The 22,469-nt window shown below is 51.1% G+C and carries 31 protein-coding genes; 29 read left to right on the forward strand and 2 right to left on the reverse strand.

Translation table 11 applies throughout. The features are described 5' to 3' along the window. Nucleotides 1-118 precede the first annotated feature (118 nt). From alr to AC0YNW_RS25720, 21 genes are all read left to right on the forward strand, one after another. Nucleotides 119-1,306, forward strand: coding sequence for an alanine racemase (alr, locus tag AC0YNW_RS25620; protein WP_475834326.1), 1,188 nt, complete (start codon nucleotides 119-121; stop codon nucleotides 1,304-1,306). A gap of 220 nt (nucleotides 1,307-1,526) precedes the next feature. Continuing rightward, nucleotides 1,527-1,808, forward strand: coding sequence for a CopG family ribbon-helix-helix protein (locus AC0YNW_RS25625; protein ID WP_116048851.1), 282 nt, complete (start codon nucleotides 1,527-1,529; stop codon nucleotides 1,806-1,808). 3 nt (nucleotides 1,809-1,811) lie between these two features. Continuing rightward, nucleotides 1,812-2,162 (forward strand): type II toxin-antitoxin system PemK/MazF family toxin, encoded by a 351-nt coding sequence (locus AC0YNW_RS25630; RefSeq protein WP_087569551.1) that lies wholly within the window; start codon nucleotides 1,812-1,814, stop codon nucleotides 2,160-2,162. A gap of 228 nt (nucleotides 2,163-2,390) precedes the next feature. Continuing rightward, nucleotides 2,391-3,140 (forward strand): SAF domain-containing protein, encoded by a 750-nt coding sequence (locus tag AC0YNW_RS25635; RefSeq protein WP_475834327.1) that lies wholly within the window; start codon nucleotides 2,391-2,393, stop codon nucleotides 3,138-3,140. Beyond that, nucleotides 3,124-3,984 (forward strand): CpaE/TadZ family protein, encoded by an 861-nt coding sequence (locus AC0YNW_RS25640; protein ID WP_475834328.1) that lies wholly within the window; start codon nucleotides 3,124-3,126, stop codon nucleotides 3,982-3,984. The genes AC0YNW_RS25635 and AC0YNW_RS25640 overlap by 17 nt, the downstream gene beginning before the upstream one ends. Beyond that, nucleotides 3,981-5,348: an ATPase, T2SS/T4P/T4SS family gene (locus AC0YNW_RS25645; RefSeq protein WP_475834329.1), complete on the forward strand. Its 1,368-nt coding sequence runs from the start codon at nucleotides 3,981-3,983 to the stop codon at nucleotides 5,346-5,348. The genes AC0YNW_RS25640 and AC0YNW_RS25645 overlap by 4 nt, the downstream gene beginning before the upstream one ends. Continuing rightward, nucleotides 5,341-6,276: a type II secretion system F family protein gene (locus tag AC0YNW_RS25650; protein ID WP_475834330.1), complete on the forward strand. Its 936-nt coding sequence runs from the start codon at nucleotides 5,341-5,343 to the stop codon at nucleotides 6,274-6,276. Before AC0YNW_RS25645 ends, AC0YNW_RS25650 begins: the two co-directional genes overlap by 8 nt. A gap of 5 nt (nucleotides 6,277-6,281) precedes the next feature. After that, entirely contained in the window at nucleotides 6,282-7,178 is an 897-nt protein-coding gene (locus AC0YNW_RS25655; RefSeq protein WP_475834331.1) for a hypothetical protein, read from the forward strand. A gap of 51 nt (nucleotides 7,179-7,229) precedes the next feature. After that, entirely contained in the window at nucleotides 7,230-7,379 is a 150-nt protein-coding gene (locus AC0YNW_RS25660) for a hypothetical protein (RefSeq protein ID WP_387479804.1), read from the forward strand. 48 nt (nucleotides 7,380-7,427) lie between these two features. Continuing rightward, complete coding sequence (locus AC0YNW_RS25665; RefSeq protein WP_475834332.1) at nucleotides 7,428-7,574, forward strand: hypothetical protein; 147 nt, start codon at nucleotides 7,428-7,430, stop codon at nucleotides 7,572-7,574. Continuing rightward, nucleotides 7,571-7,996, forward strand: coding sequence for a hypothetical protein (locus AC0YNW_RS25670; protein WP_475834333.1), 426 nt, complete (start codon nucleotides 7,571-7,573; stop codon nucleotides 7,994-7,996). Before AC0YNW_RS25665 ends, AC0YNW_RS25670 begins: the two co-directional genes overlap by 4 nt. Before the next feature lie 17 nt (nucleotides 7,997-8,013). Beyond that, nucleotides 8,014-8,499 carry a hypothetical protein gene (locus AC0YNW_RS25675; protein ID WP_475834334.1) on the forward strand — a complete coding sequence of 162 codons (486 nt, stop codon included), beginning with the start codon at nucleotides 8,014-8,016 and terminating at the stop codon, nucleotides 8,497-8,499. A 57-nt stretch (nucleotides 8,500-8,556) separates the two neighbouring features. After that, the gene (locus tag AC0YNW_RS25680) at nucleotides 8,557-9,036 is read left to right on the forward strand and encodes a PH domain-containing protein (protein ID WP_387479800.1); all 480 of its coding nucleotides are present in this window, start codon (nucleotides 8,557-8,559) and stop codon (nucleotides 9,034-9,036) included. Further along, complete coding sequence (locus tag AC0YNW_RS25685; RefSeq protein ID WP_475834335.1) at nucleotides 9,029-10,639, forward strand: PH domain-containing protein; 1,611 nt, start codon at nucleotides 9,029-9,031, stop codon at nucleotides 10,637-10,639. Before AC0YNW_RS25680 ends, AC0YNW_RS25685 begins: the two co-directional genes overlap by 8 nt. A 189-nt stretch (nucleotides 10,640-10,828) precedes the next feature. Further along, nucleotides 10,829-11,371, forward strand: coding sequence for an RNA polymerase sigma factor SigY (sigY, locus tag AC0YNW_RS25690; RefSeq protein ID WP_475834336.1), 543 nt, complete (start codon nucleotides 10,829-10,831; stop codon nucleotides 11,369-11,371). Continuing rightward, complete coding sequence (locus tag AC0YNW_RS25695; RefSeq protein WP_475834337.1) at nucleotides 11,349-11,690, forward strand: YxlC family protein; 342 nt, start codon at nucleotides 11,349-11,351, stop codon at nucleotides 11,688-11,690. The genes sigY and AC0YNW_RS25695 overlap by 23 nt, the downstream gene beginning before the upstream one ends. Then, the gene (locus AC0YNW_RS25700) at nucleotides 11,675-11,902 is read left to right on the forward strand and encodes a sigmaY antisigma factor component (protein ID WP_475834338.1); all 228 of its coding nucleotides are present in this window, start codon (nucleotides 11,675-11,677) and stop codon (nucleotides 11,900-11,902) included. The genes AC0YNW_RS25695 and AC0YNW_RS25700 overlap by 16 nt, the downstream gene beginning before the upstream one ends. 13 nt (nucleotides 11,903-11,915) lie before the next feature. Further along, complete coding sequence (locus AC0YNW_RS25705; RefSeq protein ID WP_475834339.1) at nucleotides 11,916-12,122, forward strand: PLD nuclease N-terminal domain-containing protein; 207 nt, start codon at nucleotides 11,916-11,918, stop codon at nucleotides 12,120-12,122. Next, nucleotides 12,122-13,066 carry an ABC transporter ATP-binding protein gene (locus AC0YNW_RS25710; RefSeq protein WP_475834340.1) on the forward strand — a complete coding sequence of 315 codons (945 nt, stop codon included), beginning with the start codon at nucleotides 12,122-12,124 and terminating at the stop codon, nucleotides 13,064-13,066. The genes AC0YNW_RS25705 and AC0YNW_RS25710 overlap by 1 nt, the downstream gene beginning before the upstream one ends. Next, entirely contained in the window at nucleotides 13,063-13,929 is an 867-nt protein-coding gene (locus AC0YNW_RS25715) for an ABC transporter permease (protein ID WP_475834341.1), read from the forward strand. The genes AC0YNW_RS25710 and AC0YNW_RS25715 overlap by 4 nt, the downstream gene beginning before the upstream one ends. Before the next feature lie 119 nt (nucleotides 13,930-14,048). After that, nucleotides 14,049-14,336 carry a HesB/YadR/YfhF family protein gene (locus AC0YNW_RS25720; RefSeq protein WP_387479792.1) on the forward strand — a complete coding sequence of 96 codons (288 nt, stop codon included), beginning with the start codon at nucleotides 14,049-14,051 and terminating at the stop codon, nucleotides 14,334-14,336. Between the two features lie 67 nt (nucleotides 14,337-14,403). Here AC0YNW_RS25720 and AC0YNW_RS25725 read toward each other — a convergent pair whose 3' ends face one another. Then, nucleotides 14,404-14,529 carry a DUF6254 family protein gene (locus tag AC0YNW_RS25725; RefSeq protein ID WP_475834342.1) on the reverse strand — a complete coding sequence of 42 codons (126 nt, stop codon included), beginning with the start codon at nucleotides 14,527-14,529 and terminating at the stop codon, nucleotides 14,404-14,406. 322 nt (nucleotides 14,530-14,851) lie between these two features. Between AC0YNW_RS25725 and AC0YNW_RS25730 the strand changes: the two genes are divergently transcribed. From AC0YNW_RS25730 to AC0YNW_RS25765, 8 genes are all read left to right on the forward strand, one after another. Next, nucleotides 14,852-15,805 (forward strand): ABC transporter permease, encoded by a 954-nt coding sequence (locus AC0YNW_RS25730; RefSeq protein ID WP_475834343.1) that lies wholly within the window; start codon nucleotides 14,852-14,854, stop codon nucleotides 15,803-15,805. After that, nucleotides 15,795-16,739, forward strand: a complete 945-nt coding sequence (locus AC0YNW_RS25735) for an iron chelate uptake ABC transporter family permease subunit (RefSeq protein ID WP_475834344.1) — start codon at nucleotides 15,795-15,797, stop codon at nucleotides 16,737-16,739. Before AC0YNW_RS25730 ends, AC0YNW_RS25735 begins: the two co-directional genes overlap by 11 nt. Further along, complete coding sequence (locus tag AC0YNW_RS25740) at nucleotides 16,736-17,494, forward strand: iron ABC transporter ATP-binding protein (RefSeq protein ID WP_475834345.1); 759 nt, start codon at nucleotides 16,736-16,738, stop codon at nucleotides 17,492-17,494. Before AC0YNW_RS25735 ends, AC0YNW_RS25740 begins: the two co-directional genes overlap by 4 nt. A 25-nt stretch (nucleotides 17,495-17,519) precedes the next feature. After that, nucleotides 17,520-18,500 (forward strand): siderophore ABC transporter substrate-binding protein, encoded by a 981-nt coding sequence (locus AC0YNW_RS25745; protein WP_475834402.1) that lies wholly within the window; start codon nucleotides 17,520-17,522, stop codon nucleotides 18,498-18,500. 185 nt (nucleotides 18,501-18,685) lie between these two features. Then, the gene (locus tag AC0YNW_RS25750) at nucleotides 18,686-19,147 is read left to right on the forward strand and encodes a divergent PAP2 family protein (RefSeq protein ID WP_475834346.1); all 462 of its coding nucleotides are present in this window, start codon (nucleotides 18,686-18,688) and stop codon (nucleotides 19,145-19,147) included. A gap of 137 nt (nucleotides 19,148-19,284) precedes the next feature. After that, nucleotides 19,285-19,764, forward strand: a complete 480-nt coding sequence (locus tag AC0YNW_RS25755) for a glutathione peroxidase (RefSeq protein WP_387479786.1) — start codon at nucleotides 19,285-19,287, stop codon at nucleotides 19,762-19,764. A gap of 209 nt (nucleotides 19,765-19,973) precedes the next feature. Then, a complete protein-coding gene (locus tag AC0YNW_RS25760; RefSeq protein ID WP_475834347.1) occupies nucleotides 19,974-20,252 on the forward strand; it encodes a hypothetical protein in 279 nt (92 codons plus the stop codon). Nucleotides 20,253-20,279: 27 nt separating this feature from the next. Then, entirely contained in the window at nucleotides 20,280-21,194 is a 915-nt protein-coding gene (locus AC0YNW_RS25765; RefSeq protein WP_475834348.1) for a YitT family protein, read from the forward strand. Nucleotides 21,195-21,260: 66 nt separating this feature from the next. Here AC0YNW_RS25765 and AC0YNW_RS25770 read toward each other — a convergent pair whose 3' ends face one another. Next, nucleotides 21,261-22,463, reverse strand: coding sequence for an MFS transporter (locus tag AC0YNW_RS25770; RefSeq protein WP_475834349.1), 1,203 nt, complete (start codon nucleotides 22,461-22,463; stop codon nucleotides 21,261-21,263). Nucleotides 22,464-22,469 lie beyond the last annotated feature (6 nt).

Consider the following 22,469-nt stretch of genomic DNA (forward strand, 5'->3'; position numbering starts at 1 on the left):
CTAGCCATTTCTGGTGCTCATTTCATTGACAGTCCCAGCAGCAACGTTTAACATTATTTTATTAATGTTTGCTGCTCGGACTGTTTTCGTTTTTGGCATTGAGGAGAAGGTGAGCGACTTGGAATCGTATTATCGCCCGACTTGGGCAGAGATATCATTGGATGCGCTTCGGCATAACATACAGGCTGTACGGGAGGCTATACCGGCCGGATGCAAGCTGATGGCGTCGGTGAAAGCGAATGCGTACGGTCACGGAGCGGTCGAAATAGCGGAGGCGGCTGAACGCTTCGGCGTAGATTTTTTGGGCGTCGCGTTTCTGGACGAGGCGCTTCAACTGCGCAGGGCCGGCATTCAGTCGCCTATTCTTGTGCTGGGATTCGTACCTGCGGATGCGCTGGCGATCGCGCGCGAGCATAACATTACGATCAGCTTGTTCCGGGATGATGTGCGGGAGGCTGCTGGGCAATTGCCAGGTCACAAGGATGGCCGCAGGCTGAAGGCCCATGTGAAGATTGACTCCGGCATGGGTCGCCTTGGCTTGCTGGGACAGGATGAGGCGCTTGCTTTCATTGAGCGGTCGCTGAATACGCCTGGGCTTGAGATCGAAGGAATGTTCACGCACTATGCCAAGGCGGATGAGGCGGATAAGTCCTATACGAAGCTGCAATATGAGCGCTTTCAATCCATTGTGGACGGTGTCAAGGAGCGAGGCTGGAGAATTCCGATCGTGCATGCCGCCAATAGTGCCGCAGGCATCGATACACCGCAATGGGCAGGCGATATGGTACGGCTCGGAATAGGCATGTACGGCTTGTACCCTTCTGAAGAAGTGAACAAGGAGCGAGTCGGGCTGAAGCCGGTGCTTGCGCTGAAGACGCAGATCGTCTGGACAAAGACAGCGCCGCCAGGTTGGGGAATTAGCTATGGCACACGGTATTTTACGGAAAAAGAAGAGCTTATTGGCACTTTGCCGATCGGATACGCAGACGGCTACAGCCGGATGCTGGGCGGCAAGGCGCATGGATTGGTACGCGGCGTGAAGACGCCCATTCTAGGCACAATCTGCATGGATCAATGTATGATTGCGCTGGACCCTGTTCGGAATCATTCCGGTGCGGCTCCTGTGGTAGCAGGAGAAGAAGTGGTGCTGATCGGGACGCAAGGGAATGCCTCCATTACAGCGGAAGAAGTGGCGGACCAGCTTGGCACAATTAATTATGAAGTGGTTTGTATGCTTGCTGCGCGCGTCCCGCGGGTCTATACGGAGAATGGAGCGGTTGTGAAGTCGCGCAACGATTTGGCATAAGGTGAGAATGGCTGGAATATCCAATTGAATTATTTATCATGTCGTGCAGGGAATGCGCCTGCGAAGATCGAATGTATCTAAGCAGCCCTCATATGGGCAGAATGCGCATATAGCATAATTGATATACGATAGGCATACAAATGATGAAGTATAGTAATGGCAAGAATTTGTCATAATGTGTAATAGGGTTTTTTGGAAAAGTCTTGGGGGTGCGAGTTCGGTGGCCAATGTGCATAATACGAAAAGGATCATGATCAGCTTGCCCGATCAATTGCTCGAGGAGGTCGATGGTATCGTAGCCAAGGAGAACTCCAATCGCAGCGAGTTTATTCGGCAAGCTATGAAGCTGTATTTGGTGGAGCGCAAAAAGCGCCAGATCCGTGAATCCATGCAGCGCGGATATATGGAAATGGCAAAAATCAACCTGAATATGGCCTCGGAAGCGTTTCAAGCGGAGGAAGAAGCCGACCATACGTTAGGCCGTCTCGTAAGCGGGGTGTAGAGCTTGATCGTAAAACGCGGAGATGTATTTTTTGCCGATTTGTCCCCAGTCGTCGGCTCGGAGCAGGGCGGAGTCCGTCCCGTTCTCGTCATTCAAAATGACATTGGCAACCGATTCAGCCCTACTGTAATCGTAGCTGCCATTACAGCTCAAATCCAGAAAGCAAAGCTGCCAACGCATGTCGAAATGGATGCGGCAACTCATGGCTTCGACCGGGATTCGGTCGTGCTGCTGGAGCAAATCCGCACAATCGACAAGCAGCGCTTAACGGATAAAATCACGCATCTGGACGATGAGACGATGCGCAAAGTGGATGACGCTTTGTTGATCAGCGTAGGCCTGATCGACTTCTAAAATAACAAAGGCCGGCTGTCTGAATGGGACAGCAAATCGGCTTGTTTTCCGATCAGAAGGATCGGGCACAAAATTAAGGGTAGACAATTTGAGGATGAGTTTGCTATTATAGGCTCAAATTCATGTTTGAACGAATAGTAGAGCAATCTATTGCGAAGAACGCAATCAGTTAGCCGGCAGCGGCTGCTGAATGCGTTCTTTTTTTTGTTGCTCGGAGGAGGGGTAGCGATGAGAAGAGGAAGGAGCTTATGGCTCAGTCTGACGGCAGCGATGCTGTCGGCGGCGCTAGTGTACGGACTGTACGTGCTGCAGCAAGATCAATTGGAACAACAGGAGACGGTAGCTGTCATCGTGCCCAAGCGATTCATAGCAGCCGGCGAGCGGCTCCAGCGGAGCGATCTGGAATTGTCGCGGTTGCCGGTTGCCGCTTATACGAGCGACATGTTCTCAGAGTTAGATATGGCCTCGGGGATGGAAGCGGCCATGCCGCTCGGCAAAGGCGAGGCGCTTCTCTCCTGGAAGCTGAATGAGCATTACCTGCATCCACGAATGGGAGAGTCGACCTTTCAAATTCCGAAGGAGTACATTCGCTCCATCTCGAACGGAATTCGCGCTGGCGACCGGGTTCTCCTCTATGCATCAGGCGCAGAGGAGGAGTCGCTGCGCATCTTCCCGGAATCGGTCGTTGTCGCATCGGTGAAGAGCTCGGCCAATGTGGAGGTCGACAGTCTGGAACAATCGCATCTGATGTCGCTTGCCGAAGGCAACAAGGATGGCATGTATGTGGCGAGGCGCGATGCCAATGCGATGATCGAATATGTGAATCTTAATTTGACGGAGGCGCAGTGGCTTCAGATCGATCGACTGTGCAAGAGCGGAAGCGTCAAAGTTGTGATTGCGTACAGCCCGGAGTCTTATGACCGGATCAAGGACGGGCGTGAAGCGGAAGGAAAGGGTGAGGATGGTGAGCGGGAATAATGGTGCGGCTCCGGTAGTCGCTTTTATTGGCACAACCCCTAATATCGGGACGACATCGGCGGCCTTCGCGACTGCCTACAGGCTTGCGGAACTAGGCGGCATAGAGGTCGGATATCTGTGCCTGAACCTCAAGAGCGCGAAGCTTCATCGCTTTCTGGGGAAGGATGAGCCGGACGTGACGCTCGACAGACTACAGCCGGAGCTTCGTTCGGCCTCCTTGACGCCGGATATGCTCCGCAGTGCGGATTACGCGGTGGGGGGACGAGCTAATCTGCATGTCCTGTTCGGCAATTTAAACCGAGAGGGAGCGGAGTTTGTCGGGGCGGAGGAGATTGAACATCTGCTGGACGTAGCGGAGAAAACATACGGATTGGTCGTACTGGATGTTGGCGCTTATTGGGATAATGCAGCCACGATATGCAGCATTCGGCGAGCGGACTCGCGTGTGTTGGTGACGACCCCTGCGCTGTCGCACTTTCAGGAAGACGGCAGGCGCTGGATCGGAAGCGTCTCGCCGCTTTTCCAAGTCCAGCCGAATCAGTACGATTGTGTCATTGTTCACTATCCATGGAGAAGGGGAGGTTATCGTATGAACGACATATGCAAGGAGCTGGGAACCGCACCGATAGGAGAATTCAGAATGAACGATTCGCTGTTCGCCAGTCTGGACAGAGGCGGTTACGATGAATGGCTGAGAGAGGACCCGGGGGGCAGGATGGCGATGAGGAAGCCGGCAGCCAAGCTGCTGGAGCGCCATGGCGTACGGAGCGCATTCCCGTCAATGGTTAGACAGCCATGGTACCGCAGGCTTAATGTGCATCGGAACGGAGTAGGCTCCTCATGAAAGGCGTGCAGGACAGATTCTCTATTGCGGAGTTTGCAGCGAAAGTGCAAAGCGAGGAAGCCAGGCGGGAAGAGAATAGCGCGCAGGAGCGGACGGATAAGGGGGCGGATGATTTCGATAGGCTTGCTGAGGAAATCAGGTCCTATCTGAGCGCGCCAAGAGGCATGACGGAAGAAGAGCGAAGGAAGTATAGTGAGACGCTCAATCGGGCCGTGCTCGGATTTCCGCATGAACGCGAGCAAGTGCTAGCCTTGATTGAGGATCGGCTCATTCGCCTGCGCATTCATACGCTGCCAGGGTGGAAGCATCCCTATGCGACGCTTGCGGAAGCGTTATTTGCAGAAGTGGTAGGGCTGAATGTGCTGGAGCTGGTGCTGGCAAGCCGCGACGGTCTGGAAGAGCTGCAGGTAATCGGGACAAGAATCTACGAGGTGCGTGGCGGCATGGCTTCGTTATCACCTTATAGCTTCGGCACCGTGCATGATGTCGAGCGTATCCAGCAAAACCTGGTGTTGTACAACAATGACCGGATTAATCCACGGAAGCGATGGGCGGAGGTCATGCTTCAGGACGGCTCGCGCGTGACGATGACCGGCTTCGGGTTTACGTCCAGTCCAACGCTGACTATCCGCTTCTATACCGTCCGCCATTTCCGGCTTGATGCTTTGGCTGCTGAACCGTATCAGTCGCTTAGCGAATATATGGTACGGCTGTTGCTGGCTTCACTAAAGGCTAGATACAATCTGGTCATTATCGGTCCGACCAACTCCGGCAAGACCAATCTCATGAAGGCGCTTATTGCCGAGCTGCCAGATGAAGAGCGGATCATTACCATTGAAGGCCGGTACGAGATGATGCTTGGCCGGGATTTTCCGAATAAGAATATTATTGAATACGAAGCTGCGGAAGATGACAAGGCTCATCATTCAGCACAGGCCTTCAAGCTAGCCCTGCGCCAATCGCCCCAGCGCATTATCCATGCGGAGATCAGGGACGAAGATGCCAACATTTATGTGCGGGCATGTACGCGGGGACATACCGGCAGCATGACGACCGTTCATGCCAATCGGCTGGAGGATGTGCCGGAGGCTATTACCGATATGTGCATGCTGGATGGCAGGAGCATGAATCCCGAACGGCTGACGAAACGAATTGCGGAGTATGTTACTGAGCTTGGTGTTGAGATGAAGCTGATCGGCGGCCGCAGAGTGGTGTCCCGCATTGGTGAGATGGGATGGCGGGACAGTGAAGTGCATATTCGGGATTGGGCGGTCTACGATGAGGCGAGGAATGATTGGCTCTATCCGAATCCGCCATCGGATCGTGCTGGCGCATGGCTCGGCAAGGGGGATGAGGATGGCTGATCTGGTGCTATTAACAGGAGGTTTGCTGCTTTTTGTTCTATTATATATAGTCTTTCGCGTACTGCTGGATTCTGTCGATGACAAGCGGCAGCTTCGCAGCCGGCTGACCTATGAATCGCCTTACAGCTTGCGCAGCATGCTGGCAGGCCGGATCCAACCGTATGCCAAGCTTATAACACATATAGCGGAGCTGCTGGAGACGCTCAGAATGAAGCTGCGGGCAGATACCTTTCTCGGAATCTCGACGTTGCTGCTTGTTGGAGGTGTTGCGGTGGGAGGCCTATTTTTTCAGACGTTGAAGGGCGGACTTCTATTCGGAATGATCGTTGGATTGGCACCTTACATCTGGCTGAGAGGTTTGCTGATTCATCGGAGAATGGGAGCCCAACTTGATTTTTTGCCCGCTGTGGAGCTGTTCTATCAATGTTACTTAGTAACCGGAGAACGCCATGTCCGCATTGCCTTGCAGCGAACAATCGAGGAGAAGAGGTTGCTTGGACCGATGCAAGCTGTATTCGAGCAGTTGTACCGCAACCTCTCGGTCAGAGGCGATGACGAGGCAAGCTTGCGGATACTGGGGGCTTCGCTCGGACATTTATGGTCGGATTATTTTGTGCAAATTTTACGTGTCGCGCTGTCGGAGGGTGTCCCGGTTACGGAGAGCTTAAGGGAGCTGCTGGGCGATATGAGGAAGGCCCGCCGGGCGAATGAACAGGAGCGGCACCGCTTGCTAGAGATCAGGGTAGCCAACTTCACGCCGATTCTGTTCCTGGCCTTGTTCATCGGCATCAATCTGCGTTACAACCAAGCGAATGCTTACTTCTATTATTTGCAGGACCCGCAAGGACGAGACATGCTCCTGAACGCGCTTCTTCTTATATTCGGATCATTTCTTATGGGCCTCTGGCTCTCACGCAAAAAAATGTAAGGGTGATGGCATTGTACGATTGGATTGCCGGATGGATTGGGGCAGGGGCTATTCTGGGACAGTTCCTCTTCGCAGGAGCGGGGATGTATATGCTGCTTAGGCTGCTGCCGGAACGCTCGTTTAGATGGAAGAGACTTTCCTTTCTGAGGCTGCATAGCTCTGCACCTCCAGATCGCTTGCTTCGCCTATGCGGCATTAAGAGGGAGCAAGCCGCTTATCAGGAAAGGGAGCTTCTTCTCGCGGGTTGCGGCATAACGTTCGATCCCGCATGGTACATGCTCTATCGTCAGCTTGCCATGACTATAGGGATGGCGACAGGGACTCTGTCTATTGTATTGCTTCGAAGCGAACTGACGTCGATCTGGCTGCAGGCTTTGGTCGCCTTGCCGTTATTGCTTGCGGGAGCGCTGTATGTGGACGGGGCTTGGCTGCGTGCTGCGCAGAAGATGAGATCCTTGCAATTTACGAAGGAAATCTATGTGGTCAGCAATCAATTGCTTTATTTTGCGGATTCCCATCTGAATATCCATGCCAAGCTGATGAGATGCATGCCTTATACAAAAGCGATGCGCGGAGATATGGAGCGCCTGCTTGCGGAATGGTATCACGATCCCGCCCTTGCCTTACGGCAATTCAAGCTGAGGGTCGGCACGGATGACGGGATGAGCTTCGTCGAGACGATCGATGCGATTCGGCAGCATGAGAGCAGCCAGTATTATGAACTGCTCCGTATTCGGATATCGGACTACAAGGAGAAGCTTGAGCTTGCGAAGGATAGCCGTAAGGAATCGACATCTTACGTGCTGTTCATCATTGCAGGAATTCCAATCTTGTATACGTTCCAGGTCTTTATTTATCCATGGGTACGAGAAGGGCAGAAGCTGTTTCAGTCGTTGGGATAGGCGAAAGCGACAAGGGTAGTTCAAGATTAGCAACGGGAGGAGGTGACAGGGATGCGCAATATTTTGATGACGGTCATGATGCTCGTTGTTGTAGTTGTTCTGTTCAATACGATTATCGCGCAGGATTCGACGGGTACAAGAAGCCAAATCCAATCACAGGGCAACGCAGCAAATACGAGAATCAATACCTTGCTGCCGTAGATCGGTGTGAGCGCAGCATAGCGACGAATGTGGAGGTGCGAGGAGAGAATGAGAGCGATACTAATGACGCTTCTTCTGATCATTACGGCGGTTGTTGTGTATACAGCCGTTGCAGAGGGCGACGACGGATTGAATAAGGGCGTCGGCCAGACAGGCGGCGCAATGGGAGAGTATATCAAGGGGATGAGCCCTTGAAGCAATTGCTGCTATTCATTCTGTTCGCCGCTATGTTGTGTTGGATCATGTTCTCCCCTATTTATAAGCATGTTGTTATTGTGAGGCAGGCTGTGCTTCAGCAAGAGGTGGATTATTTGCTGGAGGTCGGCGCAAGCGGGACGAACGGCTATATTAGTCCTGCCATGCAGCGGGATTCCATGCGGAGACTGGCAAGCTTCGGGCTGCGGGAGCAGGATATTCGTTATCAGTATGCGACGACTACCGGTGCGTCGGCTACTGATGCCAGCCATCCCGTTCCAAGAGGAACGGGCATCTCGCTTACGATCAGCTATCCGTATGAAAATTTATTTGTTATTGATTCGCTAATCGGTATTCAGCCCATAGCTCCCCATGAGCGGATGAGCGCATTCGGCATGAAGATGAGCGAGTACGTTCCGTAACAGAAGGAGGCGTATCCTTGTACAAGCTCGTTCTTATTCTTGCGATGATGTCGCTATGGATTACGGTTCATCTGATGCAGGTCGAGGAAGAGATGGCGATGAAGACGTTGTCCCAGGGCAAGCGCGCGATCAACCGCGCGGCACATGCGGCAGCGCAGCAAGTGGATAAGACGGCATTAAGCGAAGGAATCGTACGGATAGACGAATCCGCAGCTTCCCGGGAAGCCGCGTTTTATTTGCAGCGAAACTTGCAATTGGATGCCAGCGGCAAGCCGCTGCCAAATTCATTCCTCCGCCATCCGGTGCAGGTGCTGGTATTTGATGTAATTAACTCAGAGGAGACGTTCCCCTATCAGTATTGGAATCCACACTATAACTTTGAAGTAGAACTAAGAAGTCCAGGAGTAGTCATCATTGCAAAAGTGGTTTATCCCAGAGCATCCACCGTTATGGAGCCGCTCGAATGGGAAATAAGGGGGGCTGCGGAGCTGATTGCAGGTTGACGTTAATATGGAAAATTGGTGTAATAGGAGGGGGACTAAAGAAGGGAAGAATCCAGTATGAATCGTGAATTGAAAAATCGGCTCCATCGTGACTATTTGAAGGTATACCGCATATCGGAGCTTATCGGCAACGGCATCTTTTTGCTGTTGATCGTGGCGTATCTGATTATTGCGCTGTGGAAGGATTGGACGCTTATTCCGGTATGGATTAGCGCCGGTGTATTGGTATTGTCCCTTGTGCTGTTTACTTGGCTCATTCCATCGGTGAAATATGCCAGATTCCGTTATGAGCTGTTCGAGGAAGAGCTGGAGATTGAGAAGGGTTTAATCTTTATTAGCAATGTGCTTGTGCCGATGGTGCGTGTGCAGCATGTCGAGATCGGCAGCGGACCTCTTATGAGGAAGTACGGGCTTGCTTCTGTGTCAGTTGTGACCGCGGCGACGACGCATCAGATCGTCGGAATTAAACGCGAGGAAGCGGAATCGCTGAAACGGAGAATCGGACAATTGGCAAGGGTGGAAGAAGCCGATGAATGATCGCCGCATGCTGCATCCTACATACATATTGTTTGGTGTATTATCCGTTATTAAAGGTTTTCTGCCGGTGATGGTCATTGTGCTGCTCCGCAAACCGGATTGGTCCAATTTGGGCTGGTATTGGTATGCGGGAGTAGGCGGCTTTCTTGTGCTTATGGCGCTTATTGCGTTTTTGCAATGGAAGAAATTCGGCTTCTGGCTGGAGGAGGATCGGATCATTATCCGTTCGGGCTTGTTCTTCCGGCAAGAGAAGACGATCTATTATACGCGGATTCATTCCGTCAATATCGAGCAGCCGCTTATTCAGCGCATTCTGGGCGTCGTGCAGCTCAAGATTGAGACGCCGGGCGGGAATAACAAGGCGGACGGCACTTTGGAGACGCTGTCCAAGGATGAAGCGAACCGTATCAAGCAATTGCTGCGAAGTTATTCCGAGGCGGGCGCTGTTCAAGCCAAGAACGTTATCGATCGAGAGGTTGCGGTCGTTGGAAATGAGGGTGATGGGCAAGAGGATTTTGCAGCTGTTTCGGCAGCGGTAGATCAGCAACTAGCGCCATCGGCTACACTGTCGTCCATGTCCAACGAAGGCACAGCTGGTCCATCGGTTGGAGCAGCTGCAAGTAACGCGTATCGGCAAGAGGAAGCGGGGCCATCCGTTACGCTTGACGCAGGCAAGCTTTTCCAAGCAGCTGCAACGTCACTGAATTTCGGCCTTGCGATTGCGTTCATCGCAGGTCTTTATTCCTTCGCAGATGACTTTCTGAACCTGATTTTTCCGGAGCACTTCTTCGAGCAGGTCGTGGAAGACTCTGTGAATCAAATGTCGAATGCGTTCTTTATTGCCGGGCTTGCCATTTTTGTCATCTTGTTTGCGTGGGTTCTGTCGATCCTGCTTTATATTTTAAAGTACAGCGGTTTTACGATGCGCCGGGACGGCAAGCAGCTGTCGCTTACCTACGGGCTGCTGGAAAAGAAGAGTATCCTGTTCGATCCCAAAAACGTGCAGGCGGTTATCGTGAACGAAAGCTGGCTCAGACAGATTTGGGGCTACGGGGAAGTCAAGCTGCAAGTGGTGTCGTCCGACAAGCAAGAGCAGCTGATGCTGCATCCGTTCATTAAAGTGTCGGAGGTACAAGCGCTCATCGATCAATTCGTACCGGGCATGAAGCTGCCTGAGCCGAGGGAGCTTGCGCCATCGCCGCGGAAGGCGTTGATCTATTACATCCGTATTCCGCTGCTGATTGCTGTTGTTTTGACCGGGGCATGCATTGCCTACTTGGGTGCGATAGGCGCATGGTCTCTTCTGCTCATTCCGATTGTGTTATGGTGGCGGATCAGCTGCCACAAGGCAGCCGGCTTGCTGCTGGAGGACGGTCAGCTGACATTAAGAAGGCGAACGCTGCAGCGCATCACGTATTATGTCCGCCGGCCGCGTATTGTCACGATGTCCGTGAAGCGGTCTGATGCCCAGCGGCGGAAGGGAATCGCTGCAATCTCGGTTCATGTGCTGGGCAGCCCCTTCAGCTATAAGGTGCCGGGAATGGATCATAGCGATGTCCAGCCTGTATGGAGCTGGTATAGCCGAAGCGGCAAAACCTTATAATAAAGATACTTATTCCAAGCATAAGCAATGGCGAATAGGATATGCGCTGCATGTCCGCCGTTGCTTTTTTGCTGTGTATAACAGGCTTTATATAATTGGAAATATTTTTTTTCAAGAAGCAAATGAACGAATGGAGAACCTCCGTCGTCTAATCACTAAAAGGGCGGAGGCGAGAAGGGAGTGCACACGGTGACCGATGAAACCAGACTGATACAGCAAGCCGTGAGAGGCGATACCCGATCGTTGTCGGAGCTATTGCGCAAGCACTATTCTTTTCTCTATCAATACACCCTTAAATTAACGATGGATAAGAGCCGGGCGGAGGATATTACACAGGACACCATGCTGAAGGCGATTGAAAAAATCGGGACGTACCGGGCGCAGTCCAAATTTTCGACCTGGCTAATTGCCATTGCATCCAGACTTGCGATCGATCGGGGAAGAAGAAGCGTCAGGGAACGCAAATGGATCGAAGAGGAAGGCGCGCTAAGGGCGCTTCGATATGAGACACTCAGCCGAATGAACGATTGGCCAGAAGCGCTTCAGGCGATAGGCGAGCTGGATGAGAAGCTTCGGATGGCCGTATTGCTGAAGTACTATTACGGTTATTCGCAGGAAGAGATTGCGGAGATGGTGGATGCGCCTGTAGGTACGGTCAAGTCGAGAATACATGCAGGGATGAAACAGCTCAGGAAGGAGTTGTCAGGCCATGAAGAAGAACAAAGCTCATGACGAGGATCAGCAATGGTTCATGGAGCATATCGGAGCGGAGCTTCAAAAGATGGATGATGCGTATGAGCGCAGCGAACCCGAGCTTGGACCGTTCGAGTCGTTCGTCGCTTCCCATAAGCAGGCGCTGCGCAAGAAGCTGTGGCGCGATCTGGCTTTATTCTGGCTCGTCGCGGCGATGCTTCTGCTGGGCATGCTCTGGATTCTTGAGCGCGACTGGATCTGGTTCGCAGCGCTGCAGTTGCTTGTAGCGATCAGTGCAATCGGTTATATCGGCTTCGTACATGTGTGGAAGGGGAGAAAGCAATGGAAGAACAATTGAAGCAATCGGTGCTGTTCTGGCTGCTCATTGCCCTCCTTATGATTACACAATCCACCTGGCTCTTCCTGGATGCCCGCAAGAGAGGCAGTATGCCATGGTTTTGGGGGCTATGGGGATTGATTCAATGCCCGTTCCCTCTCCTGTTCTATTGGCTGACCGTTCGACTCAGAGTCTGGGACAAGCTGCGGGCTTCTGCACGAAATAAAAAATAAAGGGGTGCGTCTGATGAAAGAGACATTGGAATTATCGCAACTGATGGGACTTATTGTACCGCTTATCCTTCTTCAGCTCCTATTGATGATCATTGCACTTGTGTTTTGCGTAAAAACAGAAGAGACCAGAGGTCCGAAGATGATGTGGGTGCTCATCATCATATTGGGCCAATTGATTGGCCCGATCGCGTTCTTCCTGTTCGGAAGGAGAAATTCATAATGGCAGAATTGATGCAAGTCAAAGGCTTAACCAAATCATTTGGCACCATGCAAGCGGTGAAATCGATCGATTTCAGCATACAGGAGGGCAGATGTGTTGCGCTGTTAGGTCCCAATGGGGCAGGAAAGACGACGACCATCCGAATGCTGACAGGGCTGCTTGCTCCTACGGCAGGTGAAGTGCGGTTTCATTCGCTGGCGCCCGGAGAGGATCGGCGGAACTTAATAGGTTACCTGCCTCAGATGCCCGCATTTCATAATTGGATGAGCGGCATGGAATATGTGGTCTATGCCGGCCGTCTATGCGGACTCAGCGCTTCCGACGCCAAGAAGCGGGCAATTGAGATGCTGGAGCGGGTAGGTCTTGCGGATGCAGCCAAGCGGAAGCTGGGCGGATATTCCGGCGGCATGAAGCAACGGCTAGGACTAGCGCAGGCGCTTGTCCATCAACCGAAGCTGCTCGTCATGGATGAGCCGGTATCAGCGCTGGACCCGCTCGGACGCCGGGAAGTGCTGCGCCTGCTCAAGGAGTTGAAGTCGGAGATGACTGTTCTGTTCTCCACGCATGTGCTGCATGATGCCGAAGAGCTATGCGATGACGTTGTCATTATTCGCGCAGGCGAAGTGGCCCTGCAAGGGTCGCTGTCGTCGATTCGCAGCCAGCATCGCCAGCCGGTTATCGAGCTGAAGCTGGATGAGGACAATGCGCGAGGGATGGATTGGGCGAGAGCATTCGTAGAGAAATCGCTAAACGGAGAGGTACGTTATAGCTGGCTAAGCGAAGCGGAGATGCGCGGCAACCGGCTTCATATGACCGCCATTCATATGGACGAGGCGCGGCAGGCACTGCTAGAGGAGCTGACAAGGCATTCGGTTCCATTCAGCCGACTTGAGGTTGGTTATTCGTCTCTGGAGGATTTATTTATGAAGGTGGTGGGCGAATGAACAGCATGAACGAAACTTACAGCGGGACACAACACGGAACGGGAGTGTTGAAATCCGTCAAACGAAGCTCAGGCGGAGCGGTATTCTTGACTCTGCTGGGCAAGGAATGTCTGGAGCTGCTGAGAAGCTTTAAGCTGATATGGGTGCCGATCGTCTTTGCCGTACTCGGTATTATGCAGCCAGTGCTCAGTTACTATATGCCAATAATCATTGAAAAGGCGGGCAACATGCCTGAAGGCACGGTGATCGAAATTCCCCCTGCCGTCGGCTCTCAAGTGCTTGCCGATACGCTGTCCCAATTCGGAGTAATGGGTATCTTGATTCTGGCGTTGGCTTGCATGGGCATTGTCTCCGGCGAGCGGAATAACGGAGCGTCCGCTCTTGTGCTGGTCAAACCTGTATCGTATGCCTCTTACATCCTGTCCAAGTGGCTGAGCATGATGCTGCTCGCTTGGGGATCGCTGCTCCTTGGTTATGGGGCGGCATGGTACTACACATGGCTTTTAATTGAGTATGTGGACGTAGTTCCTTTCTTGCTTAGTTTTATCCTGTACGGCCTTTGGTTTTCCTTTGTACTGACTGTGACACTACTGTTCAGCACGGCACTTCGGAGCGCGGCAGGGGCTGCTTTTTCGTCGCTTGGGGCAGCCATTCTGCTGAGTGTGCTGGCAGGCTTGATTCCGAAGTATATGGCATGGAGCCCGGGAGCTCTGACCGGACTGGCCTATCAGGCTGCGACAAGTTCGGGCTGGCTTCAGATGGAGCCTGCGTCGTGGTGGGCGATCATAACCTCACTGATTGCGATTGCCGCTTTGCTGGCGGCTTCTGTTGTCCTTCTCAAGCGGGCGCCTGCACGCGACTAGCTGCTAGCAAACGTCATTATTCCGTAAAATGTAACGTGATAGAGACAAGCATCTCGCGTTATAATGGAGGAATAAGGATGCCGCGCGCATCCTGACAGAATGAAAGGAGCTGGCACGCGATGAACCTGATTGTTGAACAGAATGCGGCACGTTGGTACAAAGAGCAGATGGATTTAAGCGAAGGGGATAGCGTACGTATCTTCGTACGGCTGGGAGGCTGCGGAAGCGTGCACCCCGGATTGTCGCTTGGCATCACGAAGGATGAACCCAGAAATGCGGTTCTTAGCCAGCAGGTAGAGGGCATCTTCTTTTACATGGAAGAGGATAATGTCTGGTATGTAGAGAACAAGGAGCTTCGCATCTCCTTTGACGAAAAGTATGAAGAAGTGAAGATGGTCGTCGCTTAAAGGTTGAACGGCGGGATATATATGGCGGGCAAGCAACGGATTTCCGTATGCGAGCCCGCTTTTTTGTTTAGGATTTAGATGAAGTGCCTTCCTGGCTTAACTCCTCGAATGATTTGACTTTCCCATGCGATGGACGCTGTCGGTGCTTGCGCTGGTGCCAAGCATTTTCTCTGCGGTTTTTGGATGTGGACATACGAGCATTCACCTCCTTCTCGTTAGAATGGCGTAAAGCGTCTCATCTCATGCGCTGCGCTGCCGGCTAAGGCTAATTGGAAAGAACAAACAGCCAATGTTCACGGTTCTGTCATATTGAGAAGCAGTATGGCTAACACTGAGAATTATTATCTCCAAAAGGTTGACGTATGAAATGGTGCATGGCATAATAGCTTTGTGCTTATGATAATCATTATCACCGCATGTGAGCGGAGATTATCGGAAGCTTATTTTTATGACTAAGCGTGATAATCACTATCTCATTTTATTCCATAAACGGATGACAGATCTGAGGATAAGACATGAAAGTATGGATGTTAGTCACAGCGCTTGTGCTTTTGTCGGTCACATCGCTATTTATCGGAGCAGAAAATCTATCCATCACCGACCTGTTCAGCATGACGGAGAAGCAGTGGCAGGTGTTCACCATCAGCCGGATTCCAAGGCTGGTCAGTCTTCTTATTGCAGGGATTAGCATGAGTATCGCCGGTCTCATCATGCAGCAGCTTAGCCGCAACAAATTCGTATCGCCTACAACGGCGGGCACGGATGATGCTGCGAAGCTGGGGATATTGGTGGCGCTGCTTGTTTTCGCCTCTGCGACGACGATGCAGAAGATGCTAATCGCTTTTGCTTTTGCGCTGGCAGGCACTTATGTGTTCATGAAGTTTCTGGACCGGATCAAATTCAAGGATACCATTTTTATTCCGCTGGTCGGCTTGATGTTCGGCGGCATTATTAATTCGATCACTACTTTTTTTGCATACAAAAACGATATGATCCAGAATGTGACGTCTTGGCTTCAAGGCAGTACATCGGCGATGATGACAGGCCGCTACGAGCTCTTGTATATCAGCATTCCGCTGCTGATCTTCGCCTATCTGTACGCGAACAAATTTACAATTGCGGGTATGGGGGAAGAGTTTTCGGTCAATCTGGGCCTTAATCACAAATTCGTGGTCAACGTCGGTCTCATTATCGTGGCGCTGGTATCGGTTGTCGTCATTCTGACGATCGGCATCATTCCGTTCCTCGGCCTCATTATTCCGAATATCGTAACGCTTTATGTAGGGGACAATCTGAAGAAAAGCCTGGTACATACAGCTTTACTCGGGGCGGTATTTTTGCTGGTATGCGATATCGTGGGCAGGCTGATTATTTATCCATACGAAATACCAATCGGGCTTACTGTCGGCGTGATCGGAAGTATCGTATTCCTGTATCTGCTGATGAGGAGAAGAGCCTATGAAGCTTAAACTGACATTGCTCGCCGCTTTGGCCCTTGGCGTCATTGCCGCCTTCTTATTCGTAGATCTGCCGCATAACTGGGATTACGCACTGGAACGCAGAATCAAGAAGGTGCTTGCGATTACGCTTACCGGCGGCGCAATTGCTTTTGCCACATTAATTTTCCAGACGATTACGAACAACCGGATATTGACCCCGAACGTTATCGGTTTGGATTCTTTATATATGCTTATCCAGACTGTCGTTATTTTTGCCTTTGGCGTCGTCAGTCTGCCTAGCACGAACAAAATGCTCAACTTTGGATTTACAGTCGGTATCATGCTGATTTTTGTCGGCATCCTTTATAAGTTGATCTTTAAAAGGGAAGGCCGCAGCAATTTGTTTTTCCTGCTGCTGATCGGGCTTGTCATGGGCACGATGTTCGGCAGTATGACCACCTTCATGCAGGTATTGATTGACCCTAATGATTTCCTGGTTGTGCAAGGCAAGATGTTCGCCAGCTTCAATAATGTCAATTCCGACTTGCTGGTGTTGTCCATCATTCTCCTAGCGCTTGTTGCTCTGTATGCCCTTAGGTTTTCGAAATATCTGGACGCGATGTCGCTGGGCAGAGAGCATGCGGTTAATCTCGGCATTCCGTACAACTTCGTGGTGATGAACCTGCTTGTTATCGTTGCTATTCTGATTGCAGTATCGACTGCGCTGGTCGGCCCTATTACATTCCTTGGCCTTCTTGTTGTTAACGTAGGCTATCAGTTCATGAAAACCTACCGGCACAGCATTCTTGTGCCAAGCACGATGTTGATCAGCATTATCGCATTGGTCGGAGGCCAGATGATTGTCGAGCGTGTCTTTACCTTCGAGACGACGGTCAGCGTCATTATCAACTTTATCGGCGGAATTTACTTCTTATATCTGCTTCTAAGGGAGAGTAAATCATGATTGAGGTTCAAGAGGTATCCAAATCCTACGCCGGCAAGCCGGTAGTCGAGAAAGTATCGCTCAAGATCAGGCAAGGGAGCGTCACGTCCTTTATCGGTCCGAACGGAGCGGGGAAGAGCACGCTGCTCTCGATGATCAGCCGCCTGCTTCAGAAGGATAGCGGGAAGGTGCTTATTGACGGGAAGGACATCTCGGAGTGGAAAAGCACCGAGCTTGCCAAAAAAATCTCTATCCTCAAACAATCCAATACGGTGAATTTGCGTCTGACGGTAAGAGAACTGGTCAGCTTCGGCCGTTTCCCCTATTCGCAAGGGAAGCTGAAGAAGGAAGATTGGGAGAAGGTTGATGAAGCGATCGCATATATGGATCTGACGGAGCTGCAATACAGGTATTTGGACCAGCTTAGCGGCGGTCAAAACCAGCGTGCGTTCATCGCGATGGTCATCGCGCAGAATACCGAATACATTCTGCTTGACGAACCGCTTAACAATCTGGATATGAAGCATTCGGTCCAAATTATGAAAGTGCTGCGCAGGCTGGCCGAAGAGCTTGGCAAGACGGTGATCATCGTTATTCACGATATCAACTTTGCGTCCTGCTATTCCGATTACATCGTCGCTTTGAAGGACGGCAAGGTTGTGAAGGAAGGTCCTACGGAATCGATTATCGACAACGCCGTACTAGAAGATATTTATGATATGGACATTCCGATCGAGCTGGTCAACGGCAACCGAATCGGCGTCTATTTCAAATAAAGATAAATAAATAGGAGTGAACATGATGAAAAAAAGGTTTGGTCTAATCGCAATTCTGCTTGTATTCGCTATGGCTCTTGCTGCATGCGGAGGCAATAACGGCGGCAAAAACACAGGAGGCAATGCTTCCAGCTCGCCGTCGCCATCCCCGTCGGCAGAAGCTCCGGCTTCTGATATTGTCGTCAAACATCAATTGGGTGAAACAACGGTGAAGGCGAGTCCGTCGAAAGTGGTTGTATTCGACTACGGTACATTGGATACGCTGGATAAGCTGGGCGTTGAAGTTGCTTCGCTTCCGCAAGCAGGCGTTCCTTCCTACCTGGAAAAATATAAAGACTCGAAATATGTAAATGCCGGTTCGCTGAAAGAACCTGACTTCGAGACGATTCATGGCATTTCCCCTGACCTGATCATTATTTCCGGTCGTCAATCCGACGCTTATGAAGAGCTGAGCGATTTTGCTCCTACGATCTACATGGGCGTAGACACGTCGAACTATATGGAATCGTTCAAGTCCAACGTACACACGCTGGCTGAAATCTTCGGCAAGCAAGCCGAGGCTGAAGCGGCTCTGGCTGACATTGATGCTACAGTGAAAGCTGTAAACGACAAAGCAACGGCTGCAGGCAAAAACGGCCTGATCATCTTGTCGAACGAAGGCAAGATCAGCGCGTATGGCCCGGGCTCGCGCTTCGGCATCATCCATGACGTCTTTGGCGTAGCCGCAGTTGATCCATCCATTAAAGTAAGCACACATGGCGATGAAATCTCCTTCGAGTTCATCTCCGAGAAAAATCCGGATTACCTGTTCGTCGTAGACCGTAATGCAGCAATTGCCGGCGAAGCTGGCGCGAAAGAAACGGTTGAAAATGATTTGGTGAAAAACACGACAGCTTTCAAAGAAGGCAACATCGTGTATCTGGACCCTGAGTTCTGGTACCTGTCCGGCGGCGGTCTGATCTCCGTAGCCGAGATGGCGAACGAAATCAATGCAGCGATTAAATAACAATAGTTGAACATATGAGGGCTGCTTCAATAGGTTTCGTACCTAATGGAGCAGCCCTTGTTGTATCGTGCGAAATCAAATCTGTGAAGAACCAAGCAGGATAAGCTGTGTCGCTTATGATCGAATGGAGGTAATCACTTCAGGGAACACTGACATGGACATTATAACGGGAGGTTATTGGGGTCATGTCCAACCGAGGATTGACGACGGCTCTCGCAGCCGTCGGAGCGGCGCAATTATTGAAGCTGCCTTGGCATTACAGCAAAACGGGGAAATGGGATGTACGTAAGATCGTCGGCTCCGGCGGAATGCCGAGCTCTCACTCTAGCGGCGTAGCCGCACTGGCAGCCTATACCGCATCCAAGCACGGCATTCGAACACCCGAGTTCGCCATTGCTTCTATGTTAGGCATTATCGTGATGTATGATGCGATGAATATCCGCCGTCATGCGGGTGAAATCGCGATTCAAGTTAATGATCTGGATGCCGATGTAGAGAAGCTGGCGGGCCATCATCCCGGCATCTATCATAAGCGGCGCAAAGAACAGTTGAAGGAGACGCTGGGCCATCAGCCGGGAGAAGTAGCGGCCGGTGCGGTATTGGGCGTGCTGATCGGACTTGCCGGAGCGGCATTCGGTCGACAGTAATAAACGGTTAAAATAATAGTAAATCCCGACAGGACTGTCGGGATTTTTTGGTGCGCTGGCGGAAAAGATTGACGGCGGCCAATAAATTGGATACAATTTAATTAAATCATCGATATTCGGTTAGGGAGGAATAGGATATGTCCATTTACGATTTTGAAGTGAAGTCGATTCGAGGCGAGCAGCAGACGTTAGCGCCTTATGAGGGCAAAGTCATGCTTATTGTGAATACAGCGACAGGATGCGGATTTGCACCTCAGTTCAAAGGCCTGCAGAAGCTGCATGATGATTATAAGGATCAAGGCTTCGCTGTTCTTGGTTTCCCTAGCTCGCAATTCGGCAATCAGGAGAAGGGGACCGACAGCGAAGTCGCGCAAACCTGTGAATTGAACTTTGGCGTCAACTTCCCGCTCTATTCCAAGATCAATGTGAATGGCGGCGATGCGCATCCTTTATTCAAGCATCTGACCAATGAGGCTCGCGGCGTATTCGGATCAAAGGCGATCAAGTGGAATTTCACGAAGTTTTTGGTCGATCGGGATGGAAGAGTTGTGAAGCGGTACGGTTCTGCGGATGAGCCGGCCAAGATTGAAAAGGATATCGTAAACCTGCTCTCCTAGTGCTGGAAGCCCTCTGTAGTCGATAAGACGCAGAGGGCTTTCTCTGTCCGCGGGCCCGTATTCGGGCAGATTCGATATGCAATAATCGAAAGTCCGTTATGGAGACTATGAAATTCGGTCATGATATGGAGGGTGCGCAATAGGCCTTTTCGGGTGTATAATAATAAAATGGTTAAGTAGTAAGAGGATTCTGATAGGAGAGGGTGGACATGAGCGAACAGGTGAATGAGAAGGAATTGATTGCCTATATAGCGGAACGCATCAAGGTTGAGCGGAAATATATTGAACTTGTACTGCGTTACGAAAAGGCCTTTATCGGGAATGCCAAAGCGGATAAGAACGGCGAGGTAGATATCGATATCGATGATATGACGGATTATATTGTAAGCAAGCGTGATGTACAGCTAGAAGAACCTCAGGTAGAAGAAATTTTAGAATGCGAGATGGACTTTTTTATGGAGAAGGGCTTAGCCGGATACATCGATTAATCTGCCGACCAGGCATCGCAATATCGAATGGGATCGACCGGGCCGCAAGGATATGGAGGTGCGCCACCATTGGCGAGTATAAAAGAGCATAAAAAGTTATCCATGGCGGAGATTGTAAAACGATTTATTTTCATAACCATTGGCTCCGTTATGATGGGTGTAGCGTTAGAATTGTTTCTGGTTCCATTCGATATTATTGACGGGGGCATTGCGGGCGTGTCGATCATGCTGTCCGCTCTTACGCCTCTGCCGCTGAGCTTGTATTTGTTTATAATCAACGTGCCTTTTCTAATCTTGGGTTATAAGCAGCTGGGCAAAACATTCGCCATCTCGACGCTGTACGGCATTACGATTATGTCGCTGACGACGGCGATGCTGCATCATGTGGAAGCCTTCCCGGATGACAAGCTGCTTGCCGTATTGTTCGGCGGGATGATCCTGGGTGCCGGTGTAGGTCTCGTTATCCGTTATGGAGGCGCGCTGGACGGAATTGAGGTCGTCTCCATCCTGATTTCGAAGAAGCTTCGGATGGCCGTAGGTCAAGTCATTATGTTATTCAATGTCATTATCTTTCTTGTTGCGGGATTTGTATTCGAGTGGTCATCCGCCATGTATTCCATGGTCACCTACTACATAGCGATCAAAGTTATTGATATCGTCGTAGAAGGTCTTGAGGAGTCGAAGTCGGTGACGATCATTTCGAAGGAATACGAGGAAATCTCCCAATCCATCGTCGATCGCCTTGGCCGCAGCACGACGCTGCTGCAAGCGACAGGCGGATATTCCGGCGAGGATACGAAGGTTATCTATTGCGTCGTATCTCGTCTGGAGCTGGCCAAGCTGAAGGGAATCGTGCAATCCGTTGACGAAAATGCGTTTATCGCGGTTGAGCATGTATCCGATGTAATGGGCGGCAACTTCAGTAAAAACAGCATTCACTAATGATTAAGGGTTGTCTTGATCGGTCTTTCATGACCGTTCAAGGCAACCCTTATTTGTTCGTATAGGTTAGACTGCGTTAGCTGTTGTCTCTGACGGAGGCGACTTGGCTATGCCATCATCCTTCACACCGAGCAGGAACAGCAGGGCAAAGACCATGCCGCCGGCTGCGATATAGAACAGTGCGGAGTAACTGAACCAATCGATAAGCGATCCCATTAGCGGCGGAGAGGAAACGGCTGCAAGAGAGGTAGCGAGGTAATAGATGCCTGTGCGGGTCCCGATGCTGCTTTCTTTGCCAAGCGCCACAATGAAAGGATAGGCATTAATGTTGATGCAAGCCCAGAAGATACCCCCGAAGATCAGCAAAATGCGCAAAGCCAGCACGGAATCAATCAGTGTAATGAACCCGAATGTAGCGATGAGCCCAATAATTCCGACCATAATGACAAGTTTATTGCCGAATCTCTTGCCGAGCAGCCCTGCAGGGATAGCTGCTATAACGAAGGAGAGCGAGAAGAAGGCAAGCGAGAGAACTGCTTCGTCCTTGGTCATGCCGAGATGATTTTTCCCATAGAGAGAGAAGAGTGCTTCCACTCCTTGGTAGGAGAAATACCAGAAGAAGATGGCGAAAAACAGCATAACAGTTGGCCGGTTCCACTCGCCCCGGAACGAGGTTTTTTCCGACGGCTCCGCAGGCTGATAGGAAAGGGCGTCTCTCTTCTCCCGAATTACCCAGAGCAGGATAACCAGACAAAGCAAGGACAAAAGAGAAGAAGAGAGGAACGGCAGCGAGCTATGCTGCTTGTACAGATAAGCCCCGCCCGCGAAAGCGAGCACCGACCCTACTCCGCCCATAAAGTTGATAATGCCGCTTGCTTGCGACCGCTTATACGGTGGGGTAATATCCGGCATAAGCGCTACCGTAGGCGAGCGGTACAAGCTCATGGACAGATTCATCAGCATCATAAAGGCGACCAGCATGACCAGGCTGTTGTGCCATGGAATAAGCGCGCCGAATACGGCAGCGAGCGGGATGCCGATGATAAGGAACGGCATTCGCTTGCCGAACCGCGTGTCGGTGCTGTCGCTCTTGCGGCCGATAATCGGTTGCAAGAAGATGGCAAAATAATTGTCCAGCGTCATCATGAAGCCGATCAAGGCTAGACTTGAGATATACTCTTCCAGGAAAAACGGGACAAAAGCGTTGTACAACGCCCATGTAATGCTAATGCTGAAAATACCTAAGCCAAGCAGCCAAGTTTTTTTCATTCTGCG

The organism is Paenibacillus sp. J31R120, assembly GCF_056269225.1.

Bases quoted from the DNA above. Each gene is read 5' to 3' on its own strand.
- AC0YNW_RS25660 (WP_387479804.1), top strand. From the start codon at position 7,230: ATGCGCAATATTTTGATGACGGTCATGATGCTCGTTGTTGTAGTTGTT.
- AC0YNW_RS25755 (WP_387479786.1), top strand. From the start codon at position 19,285: ATGTCCATTTACGATTTTGAAGTGAAGTCGATTCGAGGCGAGCAGCAG.
- AC0YNW_RS25635 (WP_475834327.1), top strand. From the start codon at position 2,391: ATGAGAAGAGGAAGGAGCTTATGGCTCAGTCTGACGGCAGCGATGCTG.
- AC0YNW_RS25685 (WP_475834335.1), top strand. From the start codon at position 9,029: ATGAATGATCGCCGCATGCTGCATCCTACATACATATTGTTTGGTGTA.
- AC0YNW_RS25745 (WP_475834402.1), top strand. From the start codon at position 17,520: ATGAAAAAAAGGTTTGGTCTAATCGCAATTCTGCTTGTATTCGCTATG.
- AC0YNW_RS25750 (WP_475834346.1), top strand. From the start codon at position 18,686: ATGTCCAACCGAGGATTGACGACGGCTCTCGCAGCCGTCGGAGCGGCG.
- AC0YNW_RS25715 (WP_475834341.1), top strand. From the start codon at position 13,063: ATGAACAGCATGAACGAAACTTACAGCGGGACACAACACGGAACGGGA.
- AC0YNW_RS25725 (WP_475834342.1), bottom strand. From the start codon at position 14,529: ATGTCCACATCCAAAAACCGCAGAGAAAATGCTTGGCACCAGCGCAAG.
- AC0YNW_RS25645 (WP_475834329.1), top strand. From the start codon at position 3,981: ATGAAAGGCGTGCAGGACAGATTCTCTATTGCGGAGTTTGCAGCGAAA.
- AC0YNW_RS25730 (WP_475834343.1), top strand. From the start codon at position 14,852: ATGAAAGTATGGATGTTAGTCACAGCGCTTGTGCTTTTGTCGGTCACA.
- AC0YNW_RS25695 (WP_475834337.1), top strand. From the start codon at position 11,349: ATGAAGAAGAACAAAGCTCATGACGAGGATCAGCAATGGTTCATGGAG.
- AC0YNW_RS25655 (WP_475834331.1), top strand. From the start codon at position 6,282: ATGGCATTGTACGATTGGATTGCCGGATGGATTGGGGCAGGGGCTATT.
- AC0YNW_RS25665 (WP_475834332.1), top strand. From the start codon at position 7,428: ATGAGAGCGATACTAATGACGCTTCTTCTGATCATTACGGCGGTTGTT.
- AC0YNW_RS25650 (WP_475834330.1), top strand. From the start codon at position 5,341: ATGGCTGATCTGGTGCTATTAACAGGAGGTTTGCTGCTTTTTGTTCTA.
- AC0YNW_RS25720 (WP_387479792.1), top strand. From the start codon at position 14,049: ATGAACCTGATTGTTGAACAGAATGCGGCACGTTGGTACAAAGAGCAG.
- AC0YNW_RS25700 (WP_475834338.1), top strand. From the start codon at position 11,675: ATGGAAGAACAATTGAAGCAATCGGTGCTGTTCTGGCTGCTCATTGCC.
- AC0YNW_RS25770 (WP_475834349.1), bottom strand. From the start codon at position 22,463: ATGAAAAAAACTTGGCTGCTTGGCTTAGGTATTTTCAGCATTAGCATT.
- AC0YNW_RS25735 (WP_475834344.1), top strand. From the start codon at position 15,795: ATGAAGCTTAAACTGACATTGCTCGCCGCTTTGGCCCTTGGCGTCATT.
- AC0YNW_RS25640 (WP_475834328.1), top strand. From the start codon at position 3,124: ATGGTGAGCGGGAATAATGGTGCGGCTCCGGTAGTCGCTTTTATTGGC.
- AC0YNW_RS25765 (WP_475834348.1), top strand. From the start codon at position 20,280: ATGGGATCGACCGGGCCGCAAGGATATGGAGGTGCGCCACCATTGGCG.
- AC0YNW_RS25705 (WP_475834339.1), top strand. From the start codon at position 11,916: ATGAAAGAGACATTGGAATTATCGCAACTGATGGGACTTATTGTACCG.
- AC0YNW_RS25740 (WP_475834345.1), top strand. From the start codon at position 16,736: ATGATTGAGGTTCAAGAGGTATCCAAATCCTACGCCGGCAAGCCGGTA.
- AC0YNW_RS25680 (WP_387479800.1), top strand. From the start codon at position 8,557: ATGAATCGTGAATTGAAAAATCGGCTCCATCGTGACTATTTGAAGGTA.
- AC0YNW_RS25760 (WP_475834347.1), top strand. From the start codon at position 19,974: ATGAGCGAACAGGTGAATGAGAAGGAATTGATTGCCTATATAGCGGAA.
- AC0YNW_RS25710 (WP_475834340.1), top strand. From the start codon at position 12,122: ATGGCAGAATTGATGCAAGTCAAAGGCTTAACCAAATCATTTGGCACC.